Origin of the sequence: Peribacillus sp. NPDC006672 (assembly GCF_050274955.1) — a bacterium.
Classification (GTDB): Bacteria; Bacillota; Bacilli; order Bacillales; family DSM-1321; genus Peribacillus.
The window spans coordinates 1-24,472 of the sequence record NZ_JBNNOR010000016.1 but is presented as its reverse complement, the minus strand read 5'-3'; the positions used below and the strand labels follow the sequence as shown (position 1 = coordinate 24,472).

Here is a 24,472-nt window from a genome sequence, read left to right as displayed (position 1 = left end):
AATAACAATAAAGTCGTTTAAAAACCCAATCATTATGCCCCGTTTGTTTAACTGTTAAAAACCTTCTATCAATACATTCATTTACCATAAAAGGTAAACTAACCAGATGCTTAGGACAATAAACCAAATGTTGATTGACAACAGGAACACTCGCTCACAAATCCCAAAGATAAATCGCAACGGCTTGAACATCGTTACAATAACAGCCCCAAGTGAGATAGAAGAAATCATGGTCATGATGTGAAAAAATGGACTTAGATTTTTAAAGCCTTCCAGTAATTTTAAATGACTTCCTCCACGATCAATGACCATGTAGGAAAAAGCGAACGCAAGAATAGCAAATAAGTAATGGAGCTTTCCTCGAACCGTAAGTTTTTCTCCTTCTAAGTCAGTTGGAAAGAATGACATGAGGATACGGGAGATGACCATTAGAATGATTAAAATCGGAATGGACGCGGGTATGGAGAAGCGATCTTTTACATTCAACAACACGATAGAAAGTGACAAAGCCCCTAAATTGCTAAGCCAAACGTAAATTAAAAATAAATTTTTTGTAGCACCTACACCGTAATCACTTACAGCATGTCGAATAGGATGATAGCCTGTTTTCTTAAAGTGAAGTATGAGAAAAAAGATAAAATAACCCAAAAAGAACAATACAGCCACAATCGATAGGATTTTCTCAATGGACAATTTCAGACCTCCCAAAGTCATCAGATTCAGTTCCCCAACCGTTCCTTTACAGCCCCCTCGCCTCTTTTTCAATAAAAAAGAAATCCTCACCATTTAATAAATGGAAAATTCATGTTTTTACTTGTGACTGGAGTCATATAATTCCGATATGCCGAAGAATAAAAAAGTAAAACATATAACTTTGTCGGCTATTTTTTATCTTTCTTAGACTTTTTAATTTAAATAACATTATTATCTTTTAAACAACTATATTTTGATTTAAACGACTTTATTATCACGAAACAAGTTTTTGCATTAGACTACTGGAAAGTAGGTATATAAAGGGTTGATATATAATATATTACAATTTATGGTATATTGGTTAGTGTCGAAACGTTACCCAAAGACCTTCTAATTTTTCAAGGAGTGGGTGTCCTTCAAGAAAATAAATCGACCTACAAAAAAAAGTCCAGAAATGATTCCTGGACTGAGTTTATATCATTTAATGAATTTGATGATTAGGACCCGGACGTAAGATGCTGCAGGCATATCCAATGAATCCCCCGACTATTGCAGGGATGACCCACCCTAGCCCTATATCGTACATTGGAAGGATTTCAGTGAAGAAATCATTGATGGATGAAATGTGAATGCCTGCTCTATTTAATCCATCCATTAAACTGATCATGAATGTTAAAAGCATACTGCCTTGATAAACTTCAGGCCTTCCTTTAAATAGGGGATGGAGAAATGTCAAGAAAATCAATACAATGGCCAATGGATAAATGGCTGTCATTACAGGTACGGAAATGGCAATTAATTCGGTTAGTCCAATATTGGCAATTATTGCACTAAATATGGATAAACTTATTGCGATTGTTTTGTAAGGCAGCTTTGGAAGTAATTTATGGAAGTACGTTGAACACGATGTAATGAGTCCTACGCTCGTCGTTATACAAGCTACTGTGATCATCAATCCCAATAGTAGCCCGCCATATGCTCCAAAGTAGTAATCCGAGACCTTTGCTAAGACAATGCCTCCATTATCCAAGTGTCCAAATTTCTCGACACTTGAAGCACCCATGTAAGAGAGAGCTGTATAAAAAGTAGCAAGGATAACGGCAGCAATTGCAGTCGCTTTTCCACAAACGATCATTATTTGTTTTTTTGTTTTAGCACCTTTTTCTTTTATGGCATTAATGATAATGATTCCAAAAACAAATGATGCAAGAGTGTCCATTGTTAAATAACCTTCTCTGAACCCATTGAAAAATGGTTGAACGATATAGTGTTCAGCTGGTGCTTGAAAATCGCCAATTGGATTAACAAAAGCGACTACCACCAGGATTCCAATGAACGTTAACTTGATGGGTGTTAAAATTTTCCCCACAATTTCGACAAATTTCGCAGGATTGAGCGAAAGAAGGCACGAAATTGTAAAAAAGATGATGGTGAAAATAAGTAAAGGCAGTGGCCCGAAACCTTCAGGCAAAAATGGTTTGACACCGATCTCAAAAGAAACGTTTCCTGTTCTAGGCATTGCGAACAATGGACCAATGGCTAAATAAAGAACGGTTGTGAATACAATTCCAAACACGGGATGGACGCGGCTTGCTAATGATTGTAGATCATCTTTTCCCGAAAAACCCAGTGCCATTACACCAAGTAACGGTAATCCTACTCCGGTTACTAGAAAGCCTGCATTAGCTGACCAGATATTCGTTCCAGCTGACTGACCAAGCATTGGTGGGAAAATTAGATTTCCTGCCCCGAAGAAGAGGGCAAATAACATTAACCCAATCACTACTATAAATGAAAATGGTACCTTATTAGACAAAATAAACCCTCCGAAAAAACCAAAATTTACTATTTTAGAAAATTATTAAATTTTCTAAAAATTATATACAAACTAATATTTAAGAACGTATCGTATTATAACTAAAAAAAATTGATATTTCAATATATTTTTTGTTTTTTGTTGATTTCTGTATGACCAGTAATCGGTCCTCATCTTATTTTGAACAACTAAAAGCTTCTCATACCATTAATAAAATTCATTTTGGATAGTTGAAATTTATAAGAAATGTGGTGGCCAATATTAAAAAAATTCTTGGCTCATTGTTTTTATTTGTGCTGATTATAGGGGCAAGTGCATGTAACAAGGAAGTGGTCAAAGAAAACGGTGAGGCATCAGAGTGGAAACCTGTTAAAGAGGAAAATGTGGTCAAAGTGGAAGAGGCTGAAAAGTTATTTAGAGGTTATTATACTGCACGATATACCATTAAAGATCCAGCCAAACCGCCAACCTTCGCTGAAATTGCAGACAATGTTAGAGGATATTTATCAGAAGATGAATATAATGCCCAAATCCTTAACCGTTATTATTCAATGCCTTCATTGGTAGCCAAAGAAATTAATAAAAGCATTGTAGTGCAAGATGTGAAGCTTGAAGAACAAAGCATAAATGAAGACGGCACAATAGATTACACATACACAGCGGAATTTAAGGTTTATGACGAGAATTCATCTAAAGTTTATGAGAAAGAAGGAGAGGCCACGATCACCACCATAGATCATGAATTAAAAGTCACTCGTGATTGGAGTAGAGGGATAAAGATTGATGGATTAGACGGAGGACTTTAATTGAATTTTTAAATGAAAAGTAATGATAAAAAGGAGTGACTATTTTTGAGCACATATTTGTTAGTTCATGGAGCATGGCATGGAGAGTGGTGCTGGGAGAGAGTTGTCCCTTTGTTACAAGGCGCTGGACATCGGGTATTAACCTTGGATTTACCCGGACATGGAAAGGATAAAACCGCATCTTCCAAAGTTACTTTGGAAGACTATACTGACTGTCTATGCAGTATTTTGGATGATGAATCAGAACAGGTTATTTTAGTGGGACATAGCATGGGGGGAATTGTCATAACACAGACAGCCGAATATCGTCCTGAAAAAATTCAATTGCTCGTATATTTATGTGCCTTTCTTCCTGCAAATGAGCAAACTTTATTTCAAATACTCGAAAATGACAAAAAAGATTCGCTTCCAACTGTAATTATAAGTGAGGATAAAACCTGTCTAAAGCTCAAAGACTATCTTATAAAGGATGCCTTTTATGGGGAGTGCTCCGAAAGTGATATTTTTGAGGCTAAAGAAAAACTTTGTCTCCAACCCCTGTTACCCTTTATCACCCCTGTTCACGTAACAGAGGATAATTTTGGTGGAGTTCCGCGTATTTATATTGAAACTCTTAAAGATAATGCCATCTCCATAAGATGCCAAAGGGAAATGTACACTAAAACAACTTGCAACCAAATAATCACCATGGATACAGACCACTCACCATTCTTTTCGCAACCGGAAGTATTATCAACACATTTGAATAAATTGGGTTAGTGAATAGGATTGAAAAGATATAGAAAAGTGGAGGGATAAAAAGGTTGAAATCAATGTTTATGTCAAAGCTTTAAAAGGGAAATATCACCAGTGAGATAGTCGTTAGGTCTTTCACGGAATATTACGGTCTTATTGATGCTTACTAAACATGGTCATTTTTATTTTGCTCCCTCTTTTTAAACAAAAACTGTGACATATGATCATGAAAGGCAAATTACAAGGGGAATAGGTTATGAAGTAATTGAGGGATTAATGATTAAAGAAGTTGGTAAGTATAATTGGTGCGAAGGAGATCTAGATTTTTTAGGCTATCTTTATTAAGCTAACGGGTTCTACATCAATAAGAGAGGTTACTGCTACATCTTTTTCTTACGGAACTAAAGAGCAGGGTAGTTCAACAAGCATAGTGTATTCGGACTGTGCATTTTTTCCTTAATGCAATTCTTTTAAAGGTGGTTTACATACGTTGTTTAGGTCAATAACGTTGCTCTAGACCCAATCGAAGTTGCTATGCTATATTCATTTAATTCCAAAAGATTCGAGGTGTAGTTATGCGTAAAACATCAAATATCGCTTTTTTATCCGTTTTAAGTAATTCTTTTGTCGTTTTGTTAAAACTTGTCGTAGGAATATTAACCGGTTCAGTTGCAGTAATTTCTGAAGCTATTCACTCTTCACTTGATTTACTCGCCTCACTAATCGCATTTATTTCTGTTAAAATTTCTGGAAAACCGGCTGATTCTAATCATCCTTTTGGGCATGGTAAAGTTGAAAATATATCCGGAACAATAGAAACATTATTAATTTTTGTAGCTGGTTTTTGGATCATTTATGAATGTATTCACAAACTTTTAAACCCTGAGCCAATTCAATTGCCTTTCTTAGCAGTTTTAGTCATGTTAGTTGGAGCAATTATTAATTTTATTGTTTCAAAAATTGTCAAAAAAGAAGCTGATAGAGTAAACTCTATGGCAATGAAATCAAACGCATTCCATTTGCTTACAGACGTTTATACTTCATTGGGTGTCGCTGGTGGATTGTTGATTGTTACGTTAACAGGTTGGCATTTTTTAGACCCAATTATAGGGATTGTCATTTCAATTTATATTATGGTTGAAGCTGTTAAATTAATGAAAGAAGCGTTTCCACCATTGTTAGATGCTCGACTATCTATTGATGAAGAAAAACAAGTTCTTAGCCTAATAGAGTCCTTTAATAACGAATATATTGAGATTCATGATTTCCGTACAAGACGATCAGGAGCTCAAGAATACATTGATTTTCATATGGTAGTTTCTTCTCATGAAAGTATTGAAAAAACACATGAGCTTTGTGACCGAATTGAGGCTGAAATTATTAATCGATTTAACAATGCCCAAGTCTTAATTCATCCCGAACCAGAAAGTAAGTCTGAAAATTAAAAAGTGTATAAGTATCCATAATGATTTAAATTTTATGGTCGTTTTGTGCCCTAGAAGTAAAATGGGAACTTGAGCGAGTTAAAGTATCTTTCACGATGTGAATCAGAAAAAACACCGTTCCTAACATCCCTGACCCAATACTAAAAAAAGTAATTTTTAATACAGAGTTTGTGTCAACTTCTCAATAAGTCTTATGCAACTAACGGGTGCTTTAGCTGAAGATCGGAGCTGTCTTTAAGGCAGCTTTTCTTTATGGAACTATCGGGGCAGGATAGTTCAAGAGTGCATATGGAGTTGTTCAACAATTGGGCCATTTTATTAAAGATGGGTCTTGTTTAAAATGCGTATATTTGAAATAATTGGAACTTGATAAAAAGAAAGAGTTTTTTGGTAGGGGTGATTCGTTCGTGGAGAGTGTTTTCGTAAAGTTAATTTTAATGTTATCCATTTTTGGACTTTTTCTCTTTTTCATTAATAAAGTTTTGAGAAAATGGCTTAATGTTGAAAAGAAAAAATTGTTTTCCTATGGCCATGTAAATGATAAACACAAAAAAATTGATTGGACAATTAGAATCATTTTTATTGTCTTTTTGTTTATCGGTTTTTGCACTAACGTCAAACGTGACCCTTTAGAGCATATTTGGTTTTTGGAAACGCATATCCTTTTGTTTGTTTTTTTAATTGTATCTGAAACAGCTAGAGTAATTATGGAGAATAGATATGCAGAAAATAGAAATGATTATATCTTTTCAACTATTCAATTAGTGATAATATCAATATTTTTACTTTCAGTGTTTACGACTGATTTTTTTGGATTGTTGAAATGGTAAAAAATCTATCTTCAGCAATCGGGCGCGATTCTTGAATAAGGTTCGCTTTTCTTATAGAACTAACGGGTGCGTAGCCGAAGATCGGAGCTGTCTTTAAGACAGTTTTTTCTTATGGCACTAATGGGGAAGGATAGTTCTATAGTACAACAAATAAAAAAACATTGACAAAAAATATTTTATATGTTATAATTAAATATTTGTTATTGAAACCTCCTTGATTAATTGGTAAATTAAACTAAACAGTTATTTAGATATGCAATTAATTAATAATTTTGGAGGGGAATTTATGAGAATAGCTAATGGAGTTGAAATGCTTGAGTTAGAAGCTGAAGCGTTTGGAGGGAAAGCAGTCATACACCCGACGCTTCTCTGGGATGATAAAGACGCTATTTTGATAGATACAGGAATGCCAGGACAATATAAGCAAATAATCTCAGCGATGGACAGAATAGGTTTATCATTAGATAAATTAAAAGCAGTTATATTAACACATCAAGATATTGACCATATTGGAAGTGTGCCAGAAATCATAAAGGCAACTAAAGGAAGTATTGAAATATTCGCTCATGAACTTGATAAGCCATACATAGAAGGGGAAATTTCTCTTATTAAAACGAACCCTAAAAGTATGGCTAAGATTTTAGACTCTCTCCCAGAGGACCAATCAAGAATAATGCTTGAACTTTGTAAAAATCCTCCAAAAGCTAAAATTGATACTACATTATCGGACGGTCAAGAACTACCCTATTTCGGAGGGATAAAAGTTCTATTCACTCCTGGACATACCCCTGGACATACCCCTGGACATATTAGCCTTTATTTGAAAAAAAGTAGAGTTCTTGTTGTTGGTGATGCAATGATTTGTATAGATGGGAATCTAAGAGGACCCGTTGAGCAAACAACACTCGATATGGACACTGCGACTTCTTCTTTAGATATATTTTTAAAATACGATATTGAATCTGTAATTTGCTACCACGGGGGAGTATGTAATAATAAGGTACATACCCAACTTGAAAATATCATTAAAAACTTATAGAACTTTCAGGAGCGATTCTTCATTAAGAAGGATTGCTTTTTCTTACGCCAGCTATAGGGGCAGGTTAGTGAAAGAAGGAATTCGCTTTCAAAACTAGAAATTAAATTAATAACTAATGGAGAGGAAGGAGATTCTTATGATAATAAAGGGTTTTGGAGGAATCTTTTGGAGAACTAAAAATCTAGAGAATATAAAAAAATGGTACAGTAAAGTCCTGAAAATTGAAATTGAAAATTGGAATGGTACCATTATTACACCACAATCAGGCAATGAAACCATCTTTTCCTTCTTTTCTGAAAATGACCGCTATTTTCCAACAGAACAACAAGTGATGTTAAACTTTCAAGTTGGAAATTTGGATGACAGTATCGAACATCTAGAAAAAATGGGTGTTCCCCTTGTTATGGAAAAGACGATTAATGAATTTGGAAAGTTTATTTGGATTGAAGATCCAGAGGGAAGACGTATAGAGCTTTGGGAGAAGTAATAGGATAATAATAAATTTTGTTGTTGAACTAAAGGGATGCGTTAGTTGGTTTACAGGGTCCGAATATAAGGGAAGTTGTAAGAGGGTACGGATGTTTCTACAATTTTTTTACAAATTAAGATAACCAGTAATTCACAATTATGGTAAGTTTAACTTTGTAATATACATCAGTTTTAAAGGGATGCTTAAACGAATAATAACTAAGTACGAACACGAAGGTCTGACCCCGGAAGAAATTAAGCATTTAAATACTATAAAAGGACAAAATCCTTATGGGATGCTAACTCTATTATTAGGTCTAGCATCCTTTATTTTTGGGCCACAGTATACTTTGTTATTTGGTTTTATTATTTACCGGACTTTTGATTCTGAAAAAGAGGATAATCCTTGAACTTTTTACATTATGTACACGTATTGAGCTAGATGTTTCTGCTATATTTAATTGTTTATTTCTTTAGCTAGACATTCACGGTCAATGGCTTGAGGTGGTCTTTCAAACCAACCGTGCTTAATCATTATGCTTGCAGCATCTCCATCAAATCGAAATGAGAGATGTAAAGTATTTAATTTTGAAGCATAAAAATAAAAAACCACTCAAAGTGGTTTTTTAATCGCGCATTGCTCCTGCCTCACGGGAAGTCATTGCACCTTGTCCTGCGCTTACATCTTTTTGAATTTCTTGTTTTACTTTTTGTGCATCAGTTCCGGAAGATTCTGGTTTCATATTAGAACCCAATTTCTCTTTAGCTTGTTGATCCTGTTGCATACAATTCCTCCTCAATTTATTGTTGAACAATCTTATTATTTACAAAAAAACACTCGTTATTCTCGAGGGTTTGAGCGAATTTCCCTAAAGTCGGGGGCTATGGCTGAACAATCGCTTCTTATGGCACTAAAGGGGCAGTTTAGTTGAATAACAAAACCTTGTAGAAAAAATCTGAATGAAATCGGTGATATTATGTTTAAGCAAAGCATCAGATTTCCCTTAATATATTTTGTGGTATTAACTGTTTGGAAATTTATTGCTAACAAAGAGGTTAATTGGATAGAAAACATAGTGGTCTGTTTTTTTATGTTCTTGTTTATTCTGTTATTTGAATGGTCGAAAATTCCATATAAGTGGAATAAGGACAAACAATGAGTAAATATAAACAATAATTTCCTTCAACTCCCATGAAAATTAAAAAAACTCAAAAACTGAAAATGGGCATAACAAAATGGACCCATCAAAATCATTGGAGGTGTCTTATAATTAAAAAAACGATTTATAAAAGTGAAGAAGGAAAAAGAAAAATTACACAGCATTACGAAAATTATATAAAATCATTAACATTTGATGTAGAACAAATATATATTGATACAAGTTTTGGTAAAACCCATATGCTTGTATCAGGTCCAGTTGAAGGTAAACCTTTGTTTATACTTCAAGGTGGCAATTGCATTAATCCGATGACACTATCCTGGTTTTCCCCTCTAATTGAAACATATAGAATATACGCACCAGATACAATTGGTCATCCTGGATACAGTGATGAAAACAGGATTTCAGCAAAAGATAGTAGTTTTGCACAATGGATAACAGAGCTAATGAATTTTTTAAACATTGAAAAATGTGCATTCATCGGTCCTTCCTATGGTGCAGGAATTATTCTAAGGCTAGCTGCATTTATGCCGAATAAGATTGATTGCTCAATATTAGTTTCACCAGCAGGAATCCAGCTAGGTTCTAAACTTGAAATGATAAAGAATATCTTATTTCCTTTAATATTGTTCAATACCACCTCATCTGAAATATATCTCAATAAAATTACAAACATTATGTCGGCTAATAGTATGAAAGAAATGGATAAACAGATTATTGGGGATATATTTAAATACATAAAACTCGAACAAGAAATGCCTAAATTGACTGAGAAGAAGGAACTTATAAATTATAATGCACCTACTTTAATCATAGCAGGGAAAAAAGATATTTTTTTTCCTGAAAGCAGGTTAAATAAAGTGGCAAAAGAAATCATATCTAATTTAACCGCATTCAAAACTTTTGATATGGGGCATTTTCCTTCTGAATATTATTTAATGAAAATTAACGATGAGATTAAGGGTTTTCTTAATAATAATTACTAAATTTTTTTCTTTTGACCTTAAACTTCAGCTGTATTGTTCAATTAAAGGGCCATATTGTGGAAGAAGGGCACTGAAACAGTCCACTTTTTTTCAGAACAATACAGTCATAAAAAATGGCCCTGGAGAATCGCTTCTAAGGCCCTTTTATTAATTGAAGATATATTTAAGTACCCCCAGGAATTTTTAATCCTTTGCTAAAAATCACCTATTCGGTAGCCTCTTGTGAATTTCATCCTTTTTTTCAAAGCCAAATGAGGTCTTCATATTCTATCACAAACATTTAAACGCTAGCTTAATTCCCAGTAATCACTGATATATATAGTGCCTTCTTTTGATTGAATTATTACCAATATGTGGAGTGGGTTCTCTTGTCATATATGTCGCATCGTGATATAGTCGTATCAAAACATATCTACTTGCGACCTATTTATTTGCTACTTTTATTTCAAAAGACTACATAAAAGCAAAACCGAAAGAGGTGGTCATATTGGACTTTGAAAAAGTGCTGAAAAAGTACGTACCCATGACGGAAACTGCGTTTTATATTCTTCTATCCTTAACAATACCGAGGCACGGATATGGAATCGTCAAACATGTAGAGGAGATTTCAGGATCACGAATTCGATTGGGGTCTGGTACAGTTTACGGCACTCTAACAAAAATGCAAAAAGATGGGATAATAACTGTATTTGCCGATGAAGAAAGAAAAACAGTTTATGAGGTTACTGAAGTTGGAAAAAATTTAATGGCTGCCGAGATAAGGAGACTTAAAGAGCTGCACCAGAATGCGATAAAATACGAGGAGGATTTTTTATGATTAAAGTATTTAGACCATTTTGGAGCTACGACGTAAAAAAAACTGAAGTATGGCTTTCTGACATGGCGAAAAAGGGTTATTTATTAGTAGGATTGAATCGATGGACACGTTGCTTTTTCTTTCGACAAGGCAAGTCAAAATTAATAACGTATCGAATAGGATACGATAAAATGCATGGTTCTTCATTGTCTAGGTCTTTATTAGATGAAGGCTGGATAAAGGTTTTACAAAGTGGAAAATGGTATGTAATTTCTAATGAAAAGCATCTTGAACAAATAAAAACCTCCTCTGTTCGCGAAGGCATAATCAAACGGAATAGGACGATTATGTACATTTTCAGTGGTATCTTAATTTATTTAACAGGTATTGCTATATCTAACCTCACTATAATTAGCTTTTCTTTGTTTCAAGATGTATCTGTTGAAATTGTCGAAAGTCCTTTGTGGATTTTAACATACTCTTTATTAGGCTTTGCAATAGCAATATATGTTCTTTCTATCTATTCAGTTTTCAAAATTAATAAAACTAACAAATACTTGATCAGTGAAAAAAACAACAAACTTCAAAGTGTAAATCACATTGAAGGAAGACTAAGTAAAGAAAAAGAAAAGCAGTTGAAACTTTCAGGTCAAATGGTTGTTAAAAGAAAGTATGGATGGATGTATTCTCCTGATAGACTTGAAAAGTGGCTCGAAACAATGGAGGAACATGGGTATAATCTTTATCGAGTTAGTAGAACAGGAACAGCTTTTTATTTTATAATTGATAGCCCTCGTAGGGTAAGTTACTGCGCTGATTATCAAAACATTTCGGATGAAAGCTATTTCGACATGCATAGAGATGCCGGTTGGAAGAGTGCTTTTATTTCCTACTCATCTTTACAAAGGTGGACGATATGGAGCCGAGAATTTTCCGAAGGCGAAGAACGACCACAAATCTATAGTGACAAATCACATCACTTAAAACATGCTAGAAGGGTAGTAATCACATATACAATTTTGTTTCTTCCTTTGATGATCATATATATTTTAAATATAGGGTTATTCATTGAAGGGATGTTTAATAACGGTACATCGAGATTGAGTTTACTAAATACGGTTATGTTTTTATTTTGTATTTTTGTCTTTGGTTCATTCACAGTAAGAACATGGCTGTATTACATGCGACTTAGAAAGCGTTATGACTTTCATTTGTAACTATGTCTAATTATTTAAAAGCTAAGGTGAAGTCACCGGAAAATTATTCATTTCAATATCACTTTTCATATCTTTGATCTTCAACAATCGTGCGCGATTCTTGAAGAAGGTTCGCTTTTCTTATAGAACTAACGGGTGCGTTAGCTGAAGATCAGGGGTAAGGCAGGCATGATAGTTCCATAAGGGAAATGGTTTTTTGTGGTAAAATCAATAGTGTTCATGAATAATAAAGTTGTTTGAAAAATAATAAAATCGTTTAAACAATAAAGATCTTTAAAAGGAGATACTGTGATTAGAAGTAGTATCTTCTGTATTTTTAAAACAAAGATAAACTGTTTATATGTAGATTTTGGATAAAGAATGATAATTTATAAATTTGCTCAAAAACCTATAGCGTTGCTACTTATACTGTTGGGGCAGGATAGTTACACATTTTTTTTAAATTAAGTTATGAATGAGGGAGTTTAATGAAAATACTTAACAAATTGCCAAAAAGTAACCCAAGTTCACATTTGGACTTAATTAAAAATGGATGGATTCCAATGAAAGAACCAAAGAATTTAATAAGTGCTATTTTGTTATCTATCCCTTTAATGATTGTCTCTGCAATCATCTCTATTAGGGTAATAAATATCTTTTCCAGTATTTCTTTGAGCGATTTTGGACTGACACCTGATGCAATTTCAATAACAATTAACTTAAGTGTTATTTTTTGGCTAGTCTTACTATTAATACTTCACGAATTACTTCATTTGATTTTTATTCCTAATTTTATTAAATCAGAAAAAACATATGTAGGACTTACTCTGTTCGGGGGTTTTGTGATAACTGAAGAAGAGATTTCAAAATCAAGATATATCTTCATTACAATTGCTCCTTTCATGATTATTTCAATAATTTTTCCGCTAATATTAAGTGTATTTGGTCTATTAACAACGACATTAAAATTTTTGATAATACTAAACTCAATGGCATCGTCAGTTGATATACTTAATCTCCTTCTTATAATTAAACAGGTACCGAAAAATGCAACTTTAAAAAGTAATGGACCAAACACTTATTGGAAAAACGCACAAATGAACGAAAAGTGTAAAGATAACGAAAGTCATCTGTTTTAACTAAATGAAGCTTTTCTACAATATCTGTGCATCATAATTATTGAAGAACGATTTGCTGTACTAGGGCGCATTGTAGAAGAACACTTAGTTCTTATATGACTTGTTGATCGTTTTGAGAAAAGTGAATATTGGATGAAGAAAATTAAACAACTATTTTTTAAACACCGTTCCATTTCCGAACGGTGTTATGTGTGTTTAGAGTATTAAGATTAAACAACATTATTATATGTGAACAATTAAAGAAAGGGGATTTTTACCTTTTTTAATTCGTATTAAAAGTAGCAGGAAATAAAATTGTCCTTTGGGGGGCGAAAAGGTGCATTATGGATTATCAAAGCGGAAAAACACGAAAGGCTCTTATTGAAGAATATGAACTTACTCCTTCTTTAGATCGGTGGATTCAACAGAGTGAAAACACAGGTTCCTTTTAGGAAAAAGATAACCGTTCTCCCGAGGAAAAAGAGCTTATCAAGCTACAAAAAGAATTGAAACAGGTACAGATGGAGAATGATATTTTAAAGCAAGCAGCGCTGATACTAGGACGAAAGTAAATGTTATTAAGCGAAACAAAGACAAATACTCGGTATCAGCCATGTGTAACGTCCTGTGTCTATCGCGGAGCACCTATTACTACGAATCAAAAGAATGAAACTCAGAAGATGATGTCACGCACGCCACGGAACACGTAAGATTAAAGTAGAGTTACTGAAGTCCGACCTAATGTCTCCAGGAGCCGAATTGGTCGGATTATGAAAGAGCAAAGGCTTGTATCATCTTATGCAGTTGCTCAATACAAACCGCAGCAATCCTCATTAACGAGTCAGTCCTGGCTAACGAATTAAATCGGGAATTTCAACAAGAAGAAGAGAAAAAGTAGTGGTCAGCGACTTAACATATGTCAAAGTCAAAATAAATGGCATTACATATGTGTCTTTGTCGATCTCTTTAATCGTGAAATTATTGGCTTTAGTACGGGCTCAATAAGGACGCCCAGCTTGTGGACGCGCATTTGCATCCATCAAAGGAAACCTTCATGATATTCAGCTCTCCACACAGATCGAGGGAATGAATTTAAAAACAAGCTAATTGATGAAACGTTAACCACGTTTAAAATTGGCCGTTCACTTAGTATGAAAGGTTGTCCATATGATAACGCCGTCGCGGAAGCGACCTTTAAAATCATTAAGACTGAGTTCGCCAATCAAAAAAAACTTACGAACTTATCCCAGCTAACGCTCGAATTTGGAGACTATGTGAACTGGTTTAATAAGCTAGAATTCATGGGACCCTTGGCTACTTAAGTCCTCTAGAATATAAAAAATTATCCCTTAAAAAAGTTGTTTGATTTAGTGTTGACAATCCAGTTGCTTGAGGCAACCTTTGTTTTCTTGTGGACCTAAAGGGGCTACGATTGGGCTCTAATGACATAGTTTATCGATCTTCTTCTCCCAGCCTTAGCATTAGTATTGACGGTTTTTTCATTCTCTGTGGTGAAGCGCTGATTTTTACGCTTCATGGGAAGTACCAATAATTTGTAAAATAAAAAGACGGATTAATACAAAACCTCTAGTAAGGAGTTTTTTGGAAGGAGGAAAAAAATTAGATATATGTTTTCATTACGTGGAGATGCTCATAAACTTTATCTTCAATTAAAAAAAGTCTCATACAAAGACCGATCTTTCAAATGTATGAAGAAACTTAAAGAAGTGGAAGAAATTCAAAATTTTTATAGTTCGATTGATAGCGGTACTTTAAAAAAAATTTATTATTGTATGATAAAAGAGAAAAACGGATCGGGAATCATTCCTATTATAATATCCTCTGGACCTTGGCTTTTTTTTCTGTTTTCAAAACAATTACAAGATTTCCTTTTCAAAGATGGGAGTTTGCTTTGGGTTGCCTTTGTTTTAACTTATATCTTCATTCTCGTCATAAGTGTGTGTCTTCATTTTCATGAAAAATCATGGGCTTTTGTTCATATTGAAATCATTCAAGAAATTTTACATGAACGAAAAGAGATAAGGGAAAAGCCCTGAGGTGAGAACCTATAACGGATTCCCTCAATGGGAAGTTTGGCGAGAAAAACATCGACTTTCGCACTGTTTCATGTGTATTTTTCAGCGCGAAATATTACAGTAAAAAAGAGGCATTGAAACCGATGCTCCTATAAATACGAAATAGCGATTATTTCTACATATTCAACCTTAATCCCATTTACTCTTTCATCCCTTTTTTTATACGGAAGCGATTCTTTAATGAGAATCGCTTTTCTTAATGAACTCCCTCGGTTCAGTAAGAGTAGATAAGGAAAGCACCAAGCCCCTTTAACTTTGATGTACGTTTCATCTAAATGCCAAGTATGATGTGCAGTTTTGTTTCCTTTTTCCAAATTTGATAAATCAGATTGCCATATTCATGCACCCAACGCATGATTGTTGTAGGGTGAACGGAAACTTCTCGTTCTTGTGGAATCTCAGATACAACGCGATAGCTTAAAGAAAAACGACAGTAGTAGCCGATGGCTACCAAAATAATATCCTTTTTGAAACGTTGCAACAGAACCACTTTTTTGATCCAACTTATTTCGAAGCAACACCAAAAGGTGGCTTCGAAATAAGTTGCAATTACAATTTAAATGAGGACATAAAAAAGAACAATTTTCTAACGTGCTACTTTAAGCCAAATTGCGCCTTAGATTGCATTTTACCATTTTGGATGGTTACGTTGGCATTTGTACTAGAACCTTTTTTCTTGTACAAGGAGTGTTTAGTATGTACCTATTTTCTCGGAATACCAATTGTTCTTCCAGCTTGTTTAGGTCTAACTAGACTTTTATGCAAAGTACCAAGACTTTCAACATATGTGTGAACCTCATTTGGGAAAGGGGCCGGCCGACCGCTGCTCATATCTATGCCCATCAACATTTGCTCACTAGTTGCGAGTTGATCTCCCTTCTCATTTTCCATAGTAAAAAAGACATGCAATCGTTTTGTGTCATAATCTAACAGCTGGACTTTGACTTGAAGCGCTTGTCCTTCATTAGCCTCAGCTAAATAACATAGGTGCGTTTCCAATGTGTAAATGGAATATTGATGTTTGTCACGAAAATCAGCATTGATTCCCAATTCTATCATGAATTGGTCTACTGCCATACTGAAGACGATAGCATAGGCAGCATCTGTCATATGACCATTATAGTCAATCCAATCTTTTTGGACGCTTTCCTTTAAGAGTGGGTTTTCAATTTGAGGCAATTGACTTCATCCTTTCATGTTAGAGTTTTCCGTTCAAGTTTGCTCCAGGCCAATATTTTTCAAGCAATTGCACAAGCTCAATCAGGAATTCATCCCGACGTTGTTCAAGTTCTGCAATGGAATGTCCAGTAGTTTGAGCTTCACACCCTTCGATCAATTGATTTGTTAGTTCGTTAGTCAGCTCTGGTGCAACTAATTTAGTCCATGGTAATTTTAAGGATGGACCAAATTGTTTAAGCATATGTCTCATTCCCTGTTCACCGCCTGCTAGGTGAAGGGTTAGTAAGGGTCCCATAAGTGCCCAGCGCAATCCTGGACCATAGATGATTGCTGTGTCCACCTCTTCTGTTGTGGCAACACCGTCATTTATAAGGTGTAGTGCTTCCCGCCATATAGCTTCCATGAGACGATCAGCAACATGGCCTTCCACTTCTGTTGAAAGCACAAGCGGCTTCATTTTAATAGATTGATAAAATTGCTCTGAAATTTTTATAATTTCGGGAGAAGTATCTTTTCCGCCAACTAATTCCACGAGTGGAATTAAATAAACGGGATTGAATGGATGTGCAACAATGACACGTTCAGGCCGTTGGCAATCTTCCTGTAAAGTACTCGGCTTCAGCCCTGAAGTACTTGAGGCAATAATTGCTTCCTGTTTAGAGAAGCGGTCAATTTCCGCTAAAATTTTTCGTTTTAAAGCTTCCCGCTCAGGTACATTTTCCTGAATAAGATCAGCATCTGCTACGGCTTTTGCCAAGTCTGGTTCGAACTTGAGCCTATCCTTTGAAGCTCCTTCAGCTAGTCCTTGCTTTTCGAGTACTGGCCAAGATTTCTCTATACTTTGCCTCATATGTAATTCTGCGTTTTCTGCTATGTCTGTTGCAACGACATCATAGCCTTGTGATAGAAAACGGGAAATCCATCCATTTCCAATAACGCCAGTTCCTACAACGGTCACTTTTTTAATCATATTTGTTCCCATATTATTTAGCCTCCGCATGAGCCTTTCTTAACCCTAGATGTTTTCGTGCTTCTTGCGGTGTCATTGGTGTAGCGCCTAATCCGCTCATGGTCGTGACAACTCGATCTACTAACTGTGCATTTGTTCCAAAAACGCCTTTATCCAAGTAAAGATTATCCTCCAGCCCCACACGAACATTTCCACCTAGAAGCATAGATTGAATCGCCATTGGCATTTGCATTTGACCAATTCCAAATGCTGACCAGTGAGCATTTTTAGGAAGCTTATCGCGCATATACAGCATTGTTTCTGCATCTGCTTCTGCTCCCCATGGAATTCCGAGGCAAAATTGGAACATCGGATCACCATCAATAAGACCCTCATCAATTAATTGTTTAGCAAAGCGAACATGACCGGTATCAAAGCATTCCAATTCAGGCTTCACACCGCTTTTCTGAATGAGGAGAGCTTGCCTACGCAACCAATCTGTCGGGCTGACGTAAAGTTGATCTCCGAAATTCATACTCCCACAATCTAATGTACAGATTTCAGGTAATAAAGCTCCTATAGGCTCATGACGCTCTTCTGGTGTTTGCATGTCCGTTCCCGGACCACCAATCGTTGGGTCCTCTTGGCTTGGAATCCAATCTCCGCCGCCACCAGCAGTAATATTTAGAATAATATCTGTATCTGATTCTCGTATTCTTTCAACAACTTCTCTAAATAAAGAAACATCATGACTAAGTGCTCCCGTTTTTGGATCACGCACATGGATATGGGCAATTGTGGCACCGGCCTTCGCAGCTTCAATGGAAGATTGCGCTATCTCTTTTGGGGTGACTGGTACTTGTGAACTTTTTTTAGTCGTTTCTCCTGCTCCTGTTACTGCACATGTTACGATTACATTTTTATTCATATTATTTCCTCCTTTTTAATCCTGCACTAACTGGCATTAATGCTCCAACTATAAATTGAGAGATTTCAAGAGTGGCAAGCGAAAGCACCCGATTCGTTCAACGAATCATTAGTGGAAATAACTGGACTTACTGATGAAGCCTTCATTTTTGTAGGCATTGCATGATTCGTCGTATTCATCAATAAATTGAGGGTTCGAAGACGTTTGACCTGGCCTTGAAAAAATAAAGAGATTGCTAAAAAGTGTTAACTACCAAAGTATGTAATCCACAAACTGGACCGTTTGTTTAATAATTCCTATCTAGATACAGAAGTAGATAACTACCTGCACAAAGAAAGAATGCAATTCGGGTTATAATATAGATTGAAAATTCAAATGAAGTGAGTTTTCTTTCCCTCTTAATCTTTTTAAAATGCCTATAATAATAAAACGAACAAAGGAGTAATACTATTGCTGATAATTGGAATGTATTTTCCAATAGACTAACCAAAAAATCATCCCCTCGCATTAATATTGGCGCCTTTTCAATCTTTTACTTTGAAAATAGTTTGCTCCACCATTTCCTTTTTTCGGTCTTTTCCAAAGACGCAGAAATCTCCTTTTGTTTTTCTTCGAGTGTATTTTTCCTGGCCAACGGTAATTGTCTATCTCTCATTTCGATTGAATTGCTTTTCTTTTGTTCAAAAGTCTGGAACATTACCTCCCGATCCTCCTCAACTGCCTTCTTTACCGCTGAATGTATAATCTTCTCTAGTTCATCCCGTGTTAAACGCAATTCCGGCTTATAGACGCTAGGTGTCTGTACAGCGTTTTGTTCCGCCCAATCCGTTGCTACAACAGCCTTTATTACGTCTGCATAAGGAATAGAATGAGAGAGGAACTTTTTTAATTCCCGAAATGCTTTAAAGTCACGCTCGTAATAGATTCGTTGATCTTTTTCATTCCGTTCAATGATGTATCCGGCCTTTTCTAAATCAATTGACCACCTTCTCAATGAAGATGGGGTTCCTAAATCTGAAGCAACACTTTTAGCAAAGTATCCAAAATGATTGGTATTTTCCAATACGTTCACCACCCCGTCCATAAGAAATTCTGATTGTAAAAACCCCTTGTTTTGAGGTGGAACCTTGCGTGGAGCATAGAAATCAATACGATACTCCAACTGTAGTACAATTTTTGTTTTTCATCTTTTTAGATTATTAAACATGTCACACCACCTTTTGTAAAACAGAAATTTTGAAATAAAAAGATATTTCTTAAGATAACCATATCTTAAACAGACATTGTTCTTCAAACAATCAAGCTTATTTGGGTGTTTTTACCCATCACCGAAAAGGGGGCTAGAGTGTAGTCTCATTTAGAAAACTTTGCAACAGAACCACAATAGCCTTAATGAAGTAACCAGTGTGCGTTAGTTGAGATCCGGAGCTGCCATTTGGTGGTTTTTTTTGCTTAATGAACTCCCTCAGTTTAATAGATAATTCTCACTTATTCGCAGGATTTCAAACCACATGGTATAGGTTGCTTTAGATGAACGAAAAAAATTGCTGATCGGCGGCTCCTTTTTCGTGCGCTCGGCATGGGTGCAATCTAAAGGGTGTGAGTCCCAAGCCATGAAGGCAGTAGTAATGGTTAGCTTAATACAAGGGTATCCATGGTGACGTGGGATCTGAAGGAAGCTCATTTAAACAACATATCCTTTAAAAGAATAATGGCCATTTTTTGTTAGAGTTTATTAACTCCAGCTATGTTAAAATGAATTAACAATATATGGATAAAAAGAGGGGAGGTTTGTTAATTGAATAAATACATTAAACCATTTTTAGTTTTTGAATGGATCACGGTATTAGGAGCATCAACAGCTGCTTACATACGTTGGGATTTTCCACTTTATATCTGTATAGGAATCGTTTTATTAGGTGTTATCCTTACTCTATACTTTTCAAAACGATACGAAAATAAATCAATTAATAAATCACAATAAATATAGAATCGGCATTAAGAAAGGGGAATTATTATGAATACTTCAAGTTCTAGTGTTAATTGGTTTGACATAACATTTCAATTTGGTTGGTTAGTTTTTTTAGTTGCAATAGGATTTTTAATATACAAAATTATCGAAATTAAGAGAATGAATAAGCATAGTTAAAACCTTTTCTCCGTTTTTAGGGATAGTTTAAGACAGGGGTGTTCGTAGTGACGTAGTTATTAATGTGAAGGAGGCGTTTAATTTAAAAAAAATTAAAACAATAGTTATTTGTACGTCTATCGTACTAATAATTTTATTTGGTATTACTTTTTTTGAATACATATTTTTAAGATTACTAGGATTACAATATAATTCAATTGGTGCTTTAGTATTTTTTTTTGTTATGTATGTATTCCTTGAAATACCTCTCTCGCTCATTACAAATTCAATACCAAAGGCTTTAAAATCTGTCGGTATTATTCAATCAAGTAAGGGCTGGTTATCATTTATTTTGAATACGGGTCTCACTTTTGCGTTAATTGAATTACTCGATACCTTCTTGGTTAATATCTCCATTACTTGGCAAGGTTCACTCATATTTGCTTTGATTTCTGTACTTATCGGTTTGAAATTAAAAGAGAAAGATGATGAGCCGCCAATGATTGATAGTGAAGAATTCAAGACAATAGAACATAGATTTAATTCCAAAAAGTAAACTATCGAACGCACGTTAGTTTAACAAGAATGGGGAAATCATTATAGATTGGTTTTCCCCTACTACCTAACTGGAGAGATTGTGAAAAAGTGTACTTAAACTAATGGGTACGTTTACCCGAAGATCGGAGCTATCTTTAAAGCAGCTTTTTCTTTATGCAACTAACGGGGCAGGATAGTGTAGGAAAATATAGAACCTTTTATAAAGGTTAAACGTCTAAATTATGGGGGTGTATGTATCGTGAAAAAAATATTTATTTTATTTATCGTAATTGGTTTTGTATTAGTCGGATGTTCTCAAGAACCAAAGAATGAAATAAGTGAAACAGTCGCTGAAAATGGTTCAGAAGCACAAGCAGAAACAGAAATAGAAACAAACTCTAAAACTAAAATGAATGATTTAGAATTAAAAGATGCGGAAGAAATAGACATTTTTAAAAGAGCAGTAAGCAATTCGAAAAAAGAGCCAGGTATTGTCAATATGGCAGAAGAACCACAGTATCAATTTAGTATTGGCGAAGAAACTTACTTTCTTTGGATTACAGAAGAATCTGGAACGATAATGAATACAAAAGACACGTACACTATTTATACACTATCAAGTAGTTCGGTTAAAGAGGTTTATGAGTTTGTTAATAAAGGTTAATCATTAAACTAATGGGTGCGTTAGCTGAAGATCGGAGCTGTCTTTAATACAGCTTTTCCTTATGGAACTATCGGGGCAGTTTAGTTCAACAAGGTATTCCGAATTAACTGGAGAAATTGTTATAAAAGCTTAAATTTAAATGAGAGGTATAGGTAATGGGTAATTATCCAAGAACAGGACTAAGATTAAGAAGTGAAGCAGGTGTACATCCAGAAGTAAGAAGTGTCTGTATCAAATTTTGTAAATGGCTAAGAACACAAATGGAATTCCCTGTTCGGGTCGTTATCTATCTCAAAAAAGACTATCAAATCAAGAATCGTACGACAAAACAAATGGTTACAGCAACTTTATTCGCTCCCTATGATAAAAATGTTGAACCTTTTATTCGTATTGCAACGGGAGATTATAGCGAGCTGATAGAGGAAAGAGGGACAAAGGATGCTTTATATGCGATGTTAGATAGCATTGCACACGAAATTATCCATTACCAACAATGGCTGGAAAACAGGGAATTGAATGAGGAAGAAGCAGAAGAAAAAGGGTATAAATTTGTTGATTCGTATGCGGAAACCATTAACTCTATTTTAGATTTTTAAATCGGGTTCTTAAAGAACTAACGGGTGCTTTAGTTCATTAAGGGAGGTTGCTGAAGCAACCTTTTTGTTATGCAACTAAAGGGGCAGGATAGTTTAGTAATCCATTGGGTTAATTGGTAAAATGCTATTAAAGATTGGAGGTAATTATTTTATGGAATTTATTACATTGGAAGAGAATATTGAAAAAATGAAAAAAATATACAAAATGTCAGATGACGTAATAAATAAGATTTTCTATACTAAACACAAAATGTATCACACTGATCCAATAGAAATGAGTGCCTTTTTAACAGCTATTGATATTGTTGATGAAGAACAAAGATTGTGTGATATTATAGAAGCCTTGCATAGAGACATAGGGTTAAGTTATGACACGTTGGCTGCATATTGTGAAATGACTACGGAAGAGTTGGAAGAATTCTTGAGAAATCAAGAATCCTTAACCGATAAGAAAAAGTTTATAATAGCTGTTAGAATAATGTTTCTACATCATGTTTTGAAAGAAAAATATCCGACTGAGGGTACTGTCGATGAGTAAACATCGCTGTTCTTATAGGAGAAGTTCTTAATGAACTAACGGGTGCTTTACTTCAATAGTAGGGGAAAATTAAGCTATGTTAGATTTTCTTTTAGGCATTCTTTCCGCAGGATTCGGTGATAATTCTTTGGATACTCGAAAAATTGATCGAAATATAGAAATGCTGAAGAATCATACTTGGTTTAAAGATATATACGAAGATGAAAAATATCATCGATTGTTTTTTGTAAATAGAAATGTTAGGCAGTATTTACAAAGTCTTTATTTAACTAACTATCAAGGGCTTTAATACAAAAAGGAACTGCAATTTTATAGTTCCTTTTTGTATGTAGTTAATGAGATGGGATTCCACAGAGATCCCATCTTTTTTCATCTTCAACTAACGGTGCAGGTTAGTTGAATTAGTAGAGAAAAAGGTTTGATTTTTCAGATATTGCATTTTTAATACAATGCACTATACTATAAGTTCAAATACTCTTATAAAAGGATGTAACATTGTAAATTCATTTTAAAGTAAGAAAAGAAAGGATCAACAAATGCAAAAAAGAAAAGGTAAAAGGACATATATCATTTTTGGGGTATTAACCCTTTTGGTTGTTATGGTTTGGATGAATAATACGAGTCTATTTTATTCGAAAGATACAAATTATAAGATTCTAGCTCATAGAGGGTTGGCTCAAACCTTTGATATTTCAAAGGTAGAGTATGATACGAATACAGCTGAAATCATTTATCCACCTGAGCACCCCTATTTAGAAAATACAATGCCTTCTATGAAAGCAGCTTTTGATAATGGTGCTGACGTAGTGGAATTAGATATTAAGTTAACGAAGGATCATCAATTAGCTGTTTTTCATGATTTCGCTTTAGAGTATAGAACAAATGGTAAAGGTGAAATCAAAGATTATTTGATGAACGAATTGAAGAAACTAGATGTCGGCTATAGATATACGGCTGATAATGGAGAGAGCTATCCGTTTCGTGGCAAAGGCATGGGTATGATGCCAAGCTTAGATGAGGTGTTTGCAGCTTTTCCTAATAAAGAGTTTTTAATTCATGACAAAGATGGAGATATGGAAACAACAAAAGTATTGTGGGATTCATATTTAAGTAAAATGTCTAAGAAACAATTAGATAAAATAACAGTTTATGGTGATGGAGACAGCGAAGGATTTGATTATTTACGTTCAAAACATGCAGAGTTGAAATTGTTAACGAAAACAATGATGATAAATGCACTATTAAAATATGAATTATTAGGTTGGACGGGATATATTCCGAAAGAATTGCATAATATGGAGCTACATTTACCTTTAAAATATGCGAAGTACTTATGGGGTTGGCCAAATAAATTTATTGATAGAATGGAGTCTGTCAACACGCGAGTCGTGATCGTAGAGGGAAATGGTAAATGGTCAGAAGGATTTGATACAAAAGAAAGCCTTGAAAAAATTCCAGAAGGATATCAGGGGTATATATGGACAAATAGGGTTGATAAGGTTACTAAATGATTTAATTCATCAAAATAGTTGATTCTTCACTATGAGGAATCGTACTTCTTATGTTATAAAACGGCAACAATCCTGTAGTGAATAGAGTGATTTCAACTAAGTTTGTGAATTTGTATACTTAAACTAACGGGTGCGTTAGCTGAAGATCGGAGCTGTCTTTAAGGCAGCTTTTTCTTGTGTGCCAGGCATGGCAACTATCTAGGTGGTGAAAGTCCACTGTGGGGGTACACATCGACCAACCACTAAGGAAGCGCAAGG

26 protein-coding genes and 2 pseudogenes are annotated in these 24,472 nt (G+C 34.8%); 19 read left to right on the top strand and 9 right to left on the bottom strand.

What is annotated here, in order from left to right:
- Positions 1-81 precede the first annotated feature (81 nt).
- Both ACQKKK_RS21220 and brnQ read right to left on the bottom strand, forming a co-directional pair.
- Positions 82-693 (bottom strand): DUF998 domain-containing protein, encoded by a 612-nt coding sequence (locus ACQKKK_RS21220; protein WP_427618863.1) that lies wholly within the window; start codon positions 691-693, stop codon positions 82-84.
- 481 nt (positions 694-1,174) lie between these two features.
- Positions 1,175-2,509 carry a branched-chain amino acid transport system II carrier protein gene (gene brnQ, locus ACQKKK_RS21215; protein ID WP_427618861.1) on the bottom strand — a complete coding sequence of 445 codons (1,335 nt, stop codon included), beginning with the start codon at positions 2,507-2,509 and terminating at the stop codon, positions 1,175-1,177.
- Positions 2,510-2,760: 251 nt separating this feature from the next.
- On the opposite strand from brnQ, the gene ACQKKK_RS21210 reads away from it, so the two are divergent.
- The 6 genes from ACQKKK_RS21210 to ACQKKK_RS21185 all read left to right on the top strand — a co-directional run bounded on the left by ACQKKK_RS21210 (position 2,761) and on the right by ACQKKK_RS21185 (position 7,851).
- Positions 2,761-3,315, top strand: coding sequence for a hypothetical protein (locus tag ACQKKK_RS21210; protein ID WP_427618859.1), 555 nt, complete (start codon positions 2,761-2,763; stop codon positions 3,313-3,315).
- A 45-nt stretch (positions 3,316-3,360) separates the two neighbouring features.
- Positions 3,361-4,074: an alpha/beta fold hydrolase gene (locus ACQKKK_RS21205; RefSeq protein WP_427618857.1), complete on the top strand. Its 714-nt coding sequence runs from the start codon at positions 3,361-3,363 to the stop codon at positions 4,072-4,074.
- A 551-nt stretch (positions 4,075-4,625) separates the two neighbouring features.
- A complete protein-coding gene (locus ACQKKK_RS21200; protein ID WP_427618855.1) occupies positions 4,626-5,495 on the top strand; it encodes a cation diffusion facilitator family transporter in 870 nt (289 codons plus the stop codon).
- Positions 5,496-5,902: 407 nt separating this feature from the next.
- Complete coding sequence (locus ACQKKK_RS21195; protein WP_427618853.1) at positions 5,903-6,325, top strand: DUF4181 domain-containing protein; 423 nt, start codon at positions 5,903-5,905, stop codon at positions 6,323-6,325.
- Between the two features lie 286 nt (positions 6,326-6,611).
- Positions 6,612-7,364, top strand: coding sequence for an MBL fold metallo-hydrolase (locus ACQKKK_RS21190; RefSeq protein ID WP_427618851.1), 753 nt, complete (start codon positions 6,612-6,614; stop codon positions 7,362-7,364).
- Between the two features lie 139 nt (positions 7,365-7,503).
- Complete coding sequence (locus ACQKKK_RS21185; RefSeq protein ID WP_427618937.1) at positions 7,504-7,851, top strand: VOC family protein; 348 nt, start codon at positions 7,504-7,506, stop codon at positions 7,849-7,851.
- A 607-nt stretch (positions 7,852-8,458) separates the two neighbouring features.
- Here ACQKKK_RS21185 and ACQKKK_RS21180 read toward each other — a convergent pair.
- Positions 8,459-8,617 (bottom strand): hypothetical protein, encoded by a 159-nt coding sequence (locus tag ACQKKK_RS21180; RefSeq protein WP_427618850.1) that lies wholly within the window; start codon positions 8,615-8,617, stop codon positions 8,459-8,461.
- 407 nt (positions 8,618-9,024) lie between these two features.
- Here ACQKKK_RS21180 and ACQKKK_RS21175 point away from each other — a divergent pair, with 407 nt between their 5' ends.
- From ACQKKK_RS21175 to ACQKKK_RS21150, 6 genes and pseudogenes are all read left to right on the top strand, one after another.
- Positions 9,025-9,978, top strand: coding sequence for an alpha/beta fold hydrolase (locus ACQKKK_RS21175; protein WP_427618849.1), 954 nt, complete (start codon positions 9,025-9,027; stop codon positions 9,976-9,978).
- 478 nt (positions 9,979-10,456) lie between these two features.
- Positions 10,457-10,795, top strand: a complete 339-nt coding sequence (locus tag ACQKKK_RS21170) for a PadR family transcriptional regulator (protein ID WP_427618848.1) — start codon at positions 10,457-10,459, stop codon at positions 10,793-10,795.
- Entirely contained in the window at positions 10,792-11,991 is a 1,200-nt protein-coding gene (locus ACQKKK_RS21165; RefSeq protein ID WP_427618846.1) for a DUF2812 domain-containing protein, read from the top strand. Before ACQKKK_RS21170 ends, ACQKKK_RS21165 begins: the two co-directional genes overlap by 4 nt.
- 467 nt (positions 11,992-12,458) lie before the next feature.
- Positions 12,459-13,109 (top strand): DUF3267 domain-containing protein, encoded by a 651-nt coding sequence (locus ACQKKK_RS21160; RefSeq protein WP_427618844.1) that lies wholly within the window; start codon positions 12,459-12,461, stop codon positions 13,107-13,109.
- 323 nt (positions 13,110-13,432) lie between these two features.
- Positions 13,433-14,454 (top strand): annotated as a pseudogene (locus tag ACQKKK_RS21155) (IS3 family transposase).
- Positions 14,455-14,815: 361 nt separating this feature from the next.
- Complete coding sequence (locus ACQKKK_RS21150; protein WP_427618843.1) at positions 14,816-15,145, top strand: hypothetical protein; 330 nt, start codon at positions 14,816-14,818, stop codon at positions 15,143-15,145.
- A gap of 236 nt (positions 15,146-15,381) precedes the next feature.
- On the opposite strand, the pseudogene ACQKKK_RS21145 reads toward ACQKKK_RS21150, so the two are convergent.
- From ACQKKK_RS21145 to ACQKKK_RS21120, 6 genes and pseudogenes are all read right to left on the bottom strand, one after another.
- A pseudogene (locus ACQKKK_RS21145) lies at positions 15,382-15,674 on the bottom strand (IS6 family transposase); the annotation flags it as partial.
- A gap of 212 nt (positions 15,675-15,886) precedes the next feature.
- Entirely contained in the window at positions 15,887-16,363 is a 477-nt protein-coding gene (locus ACQKKK_RS21140; protein ID WP_427618842.1) for a thioesterase family protein, read from the bottom strand.
- A 19-nt stretch (positions 16,364-16,382) separates the two neighbouring features.
- A complete protein-coding gene (locus ACQKKK_RS21135) occupies positions 16,383-17,363 on the bottom strand; it encodes a 3-hydroxyacyl-CoA dehydrogenase NAD-binding domain-containing protein (protein ID WP_427618840.1) in 981 nt (326 codons plus the stop codon).
- On the bottom strand, positions 17,347-18,240 hold the full coding sequence (locus tag ACQKKK_RS21130; protein WP_427618839.1) for a 3-keto-5-aminohexanoate cleavage protein: 894 nt from the start codon (positions 18,238-18,240) through the stop codon (positions 17,347-17,349). The genes ACQKKK_RS21135 and ACQKKK_RS21130 overlap by 17 nt, the downstream gene beginning before the upstream one ends.
- A 286-nt stretch (positions 18,241-18,526) precedes the next feature.
- Positions 18,527-18,748, bottom strand: a complete 222-nt coding sequence (locus ACQKKK_RS21125; protein WP_427618837.1) for a hypothetical protein — start codon at positions 18,746-18,748, stop codon at positions 18,527-18,529.
- A 24-nt stretch (positions 18,749-18,772) separates the two neighbouring features.
- Complete coding sequence (locus ACQKKK_RS21120; protein ID WP_427618836.1) at positions 18,773-19,303, bottom strand: MerR family transcriptional regulator; 531 nt, start codon at positions 19,301-19,303, stop codon at positions 18,773-18,775.
- 735 nt (positions 19,304-20,038) lie between these two features.
- Between ACQKKK_RS21120 and ACQKKK_RS21115 the strand changes: the two genes are divergently transcribed.
- The 7 genes from ACQKKK_RS21115 to ACQKKK_RS21085 all read left to right on the top strand — a co-directional run bounded on the left by ACQKKK_RS21115 (position 20,039) and on the right by ACQKKK_RS21085 (position 24,214).
- Positions 20,039-20,224, top strand: a complete 186-nt coding sequence (locus tag ACQKKK_RS21115) for a hypothetical protein (RefSeq protein WP_427618835.1) — start codon at positions 20,039-20,041, stop codon at positions 20,222-20,224.
- 229 nt (positions 20,225-20,453) lie between these two features.
- Positions 20,454-20,924: a YrvL family regulatory protein gene (locus ACQKKK_RS21110; RefSeq protein ID WP_427618833.1), complete on the top strand. Its 471-nt coding sequence runs from the start codon at positions 20,454-20,456 to the stop codon at positions 20,922-20,924.
- Positions 20,925-21,164: 240 nt separating this feature from the next.
- Positions 21,165-21,569: a hypothetical protein gene (locus tag ACQKKK_RS21105; protein ID WP_427618831.1), complete on the top strand. Its 405-nt coding sequence runs from the start codon at positions 21,165-21,167 to the stop codon at positions 21,567-21,569.
- Positions 21,570-21,724: 155 nt separating this feature from the next.
- Positions 21,725-22,165, top strand: a complete 441-nt coding sequence (locus ACQKKK_RS21100) for a hypothetical protein (RefSeq protein WP_427618829.1) — start codon at positions 21,725-21,727, stop codon at positions 22,163-22,165.
- Between the two features lie 151 nt (positions 22,166-22,316).
- Complete coding sequence (locus ACQKKK_RS21095) at positions 22,317-22,703, top strand: HTH domain-containing protein (protein ID WP_201249342.1); 387 nt, start codon at positions 22,317-22,319, stop codon at positions 22,701-22,703.
- A gap of 76 nt (positions 22,704-22,779) precedes the next feature.
- On the top strand, positions 22,780-22,992 hold the full coding sequence (locus ACQKKK_RS21090; protein ID WP_427618827.1) for a hypothetical protein: 213 nt from the start codon (positions 22,780-22,782) through the stop codon (positions 22,990-22,992).
- 247 nt (positions 22,993-23,239) lie between these two features.
- Entirely contained in the window at positions 23,240-24,214 is a 975-nt protein-coding gene (locus ACQKKK_RS21085; RefSeq protein ID WP_427618826.1) for a glycerophosphodiester phosphodiesterase family protein, read from the top strand.
- Positions 24,215-24,472: the final 258 nt, after the last annotated feature.

Coding starts and splice junctions, on each gene's coding strand:
- ACQKKK_RS21125 (WP_427618837.1), bottom strand. CDS start 18,748: ATGCGAGGGGATGATTTTTTGGTTAGTCTATTGGAAAATACATTCCAA.
- ACQKKK_RS21090 (WP_427618827.1), top strand. CDS start 22,780: ATGTTAGATTTTCTTTTAGGCATTCTTTCCGCAGGATTCGGTGATAAT.
- ACQKKK_RS21085 (WP_427618826.1), top strand. CDS start 23,240: ATGCAAAAAAGAAAAGGTAAAAGGACATATATCATTTTTGGGGTATTA.
- ACQKKK_RS21175 (WP_427618849.1), top strand. CDS start 9,025: ATGAAAATTAAAAAAACTCAAAAACTGAAAATGGGCATAACAAAATGG.
- ACQKKK_RS21135 (WP_427618840.1), bottom strand. CDS start 17,363: ATGCGGAGGCTAAATAATATGGGAACAAATATGATTAAAAAAGTGACC.
- ACQKKK_RS21100 (WP_427618829.1), top strand. CDS start 21,725: ATGGGTAATTATCCAAGAACAGGACTAAGATTAAGAAGTGAAGCAGGT.
- ACQKKK_RS21095 (WP_201249342.1), top strand. CDS start 22,317: ATGGAATTTATTACATTGGAAGAGAATATTGAAAAAATGAAAAAAATA.
- ACQKKK_RS21130 (WP_427618839.1), bottom strand. CDS start 18,240: ATGAATAAAAATGTAATCGTAACATGTGCAGTAACAGGAGCAGGAGAA.
- ACQKKK_RS21190 (WP_427618851.1), top strand. CDS start 6,612: ATGAGAATAGCTAATGGAGTTGAAATGCTTGAGTTAGAAGCTGAAGCG.
- ACQKKK_RS21200 (WP_427618855.1), top strand. CDS start 4,626: ATGCGTAAAACATCAAATATCGCTTTTTTATCCGTTTTAAGTAATTCT.
- ACQKKK_RS21165 (WP_427618846.1), top strand. CDS start 10,792: ATGATTAAAGTATTTAGACCATTTTGGAGCTACGACGTAAAAAAAACT.
- ACQKKK_RS21180 (WP_427618850.1), bottom strand. CDS start 8,617: ATGCAACAGGATCAACAAGCTAAAGAGAAATTGGGTTCTAATATGAAA.
- ACQKKK_RS21160 (WP_427618844.1), top strand. CDS start 12,459: ATGAAAATACTTAACAAATTGCCAAAAAGTAACCCAAGTTCACATTTG.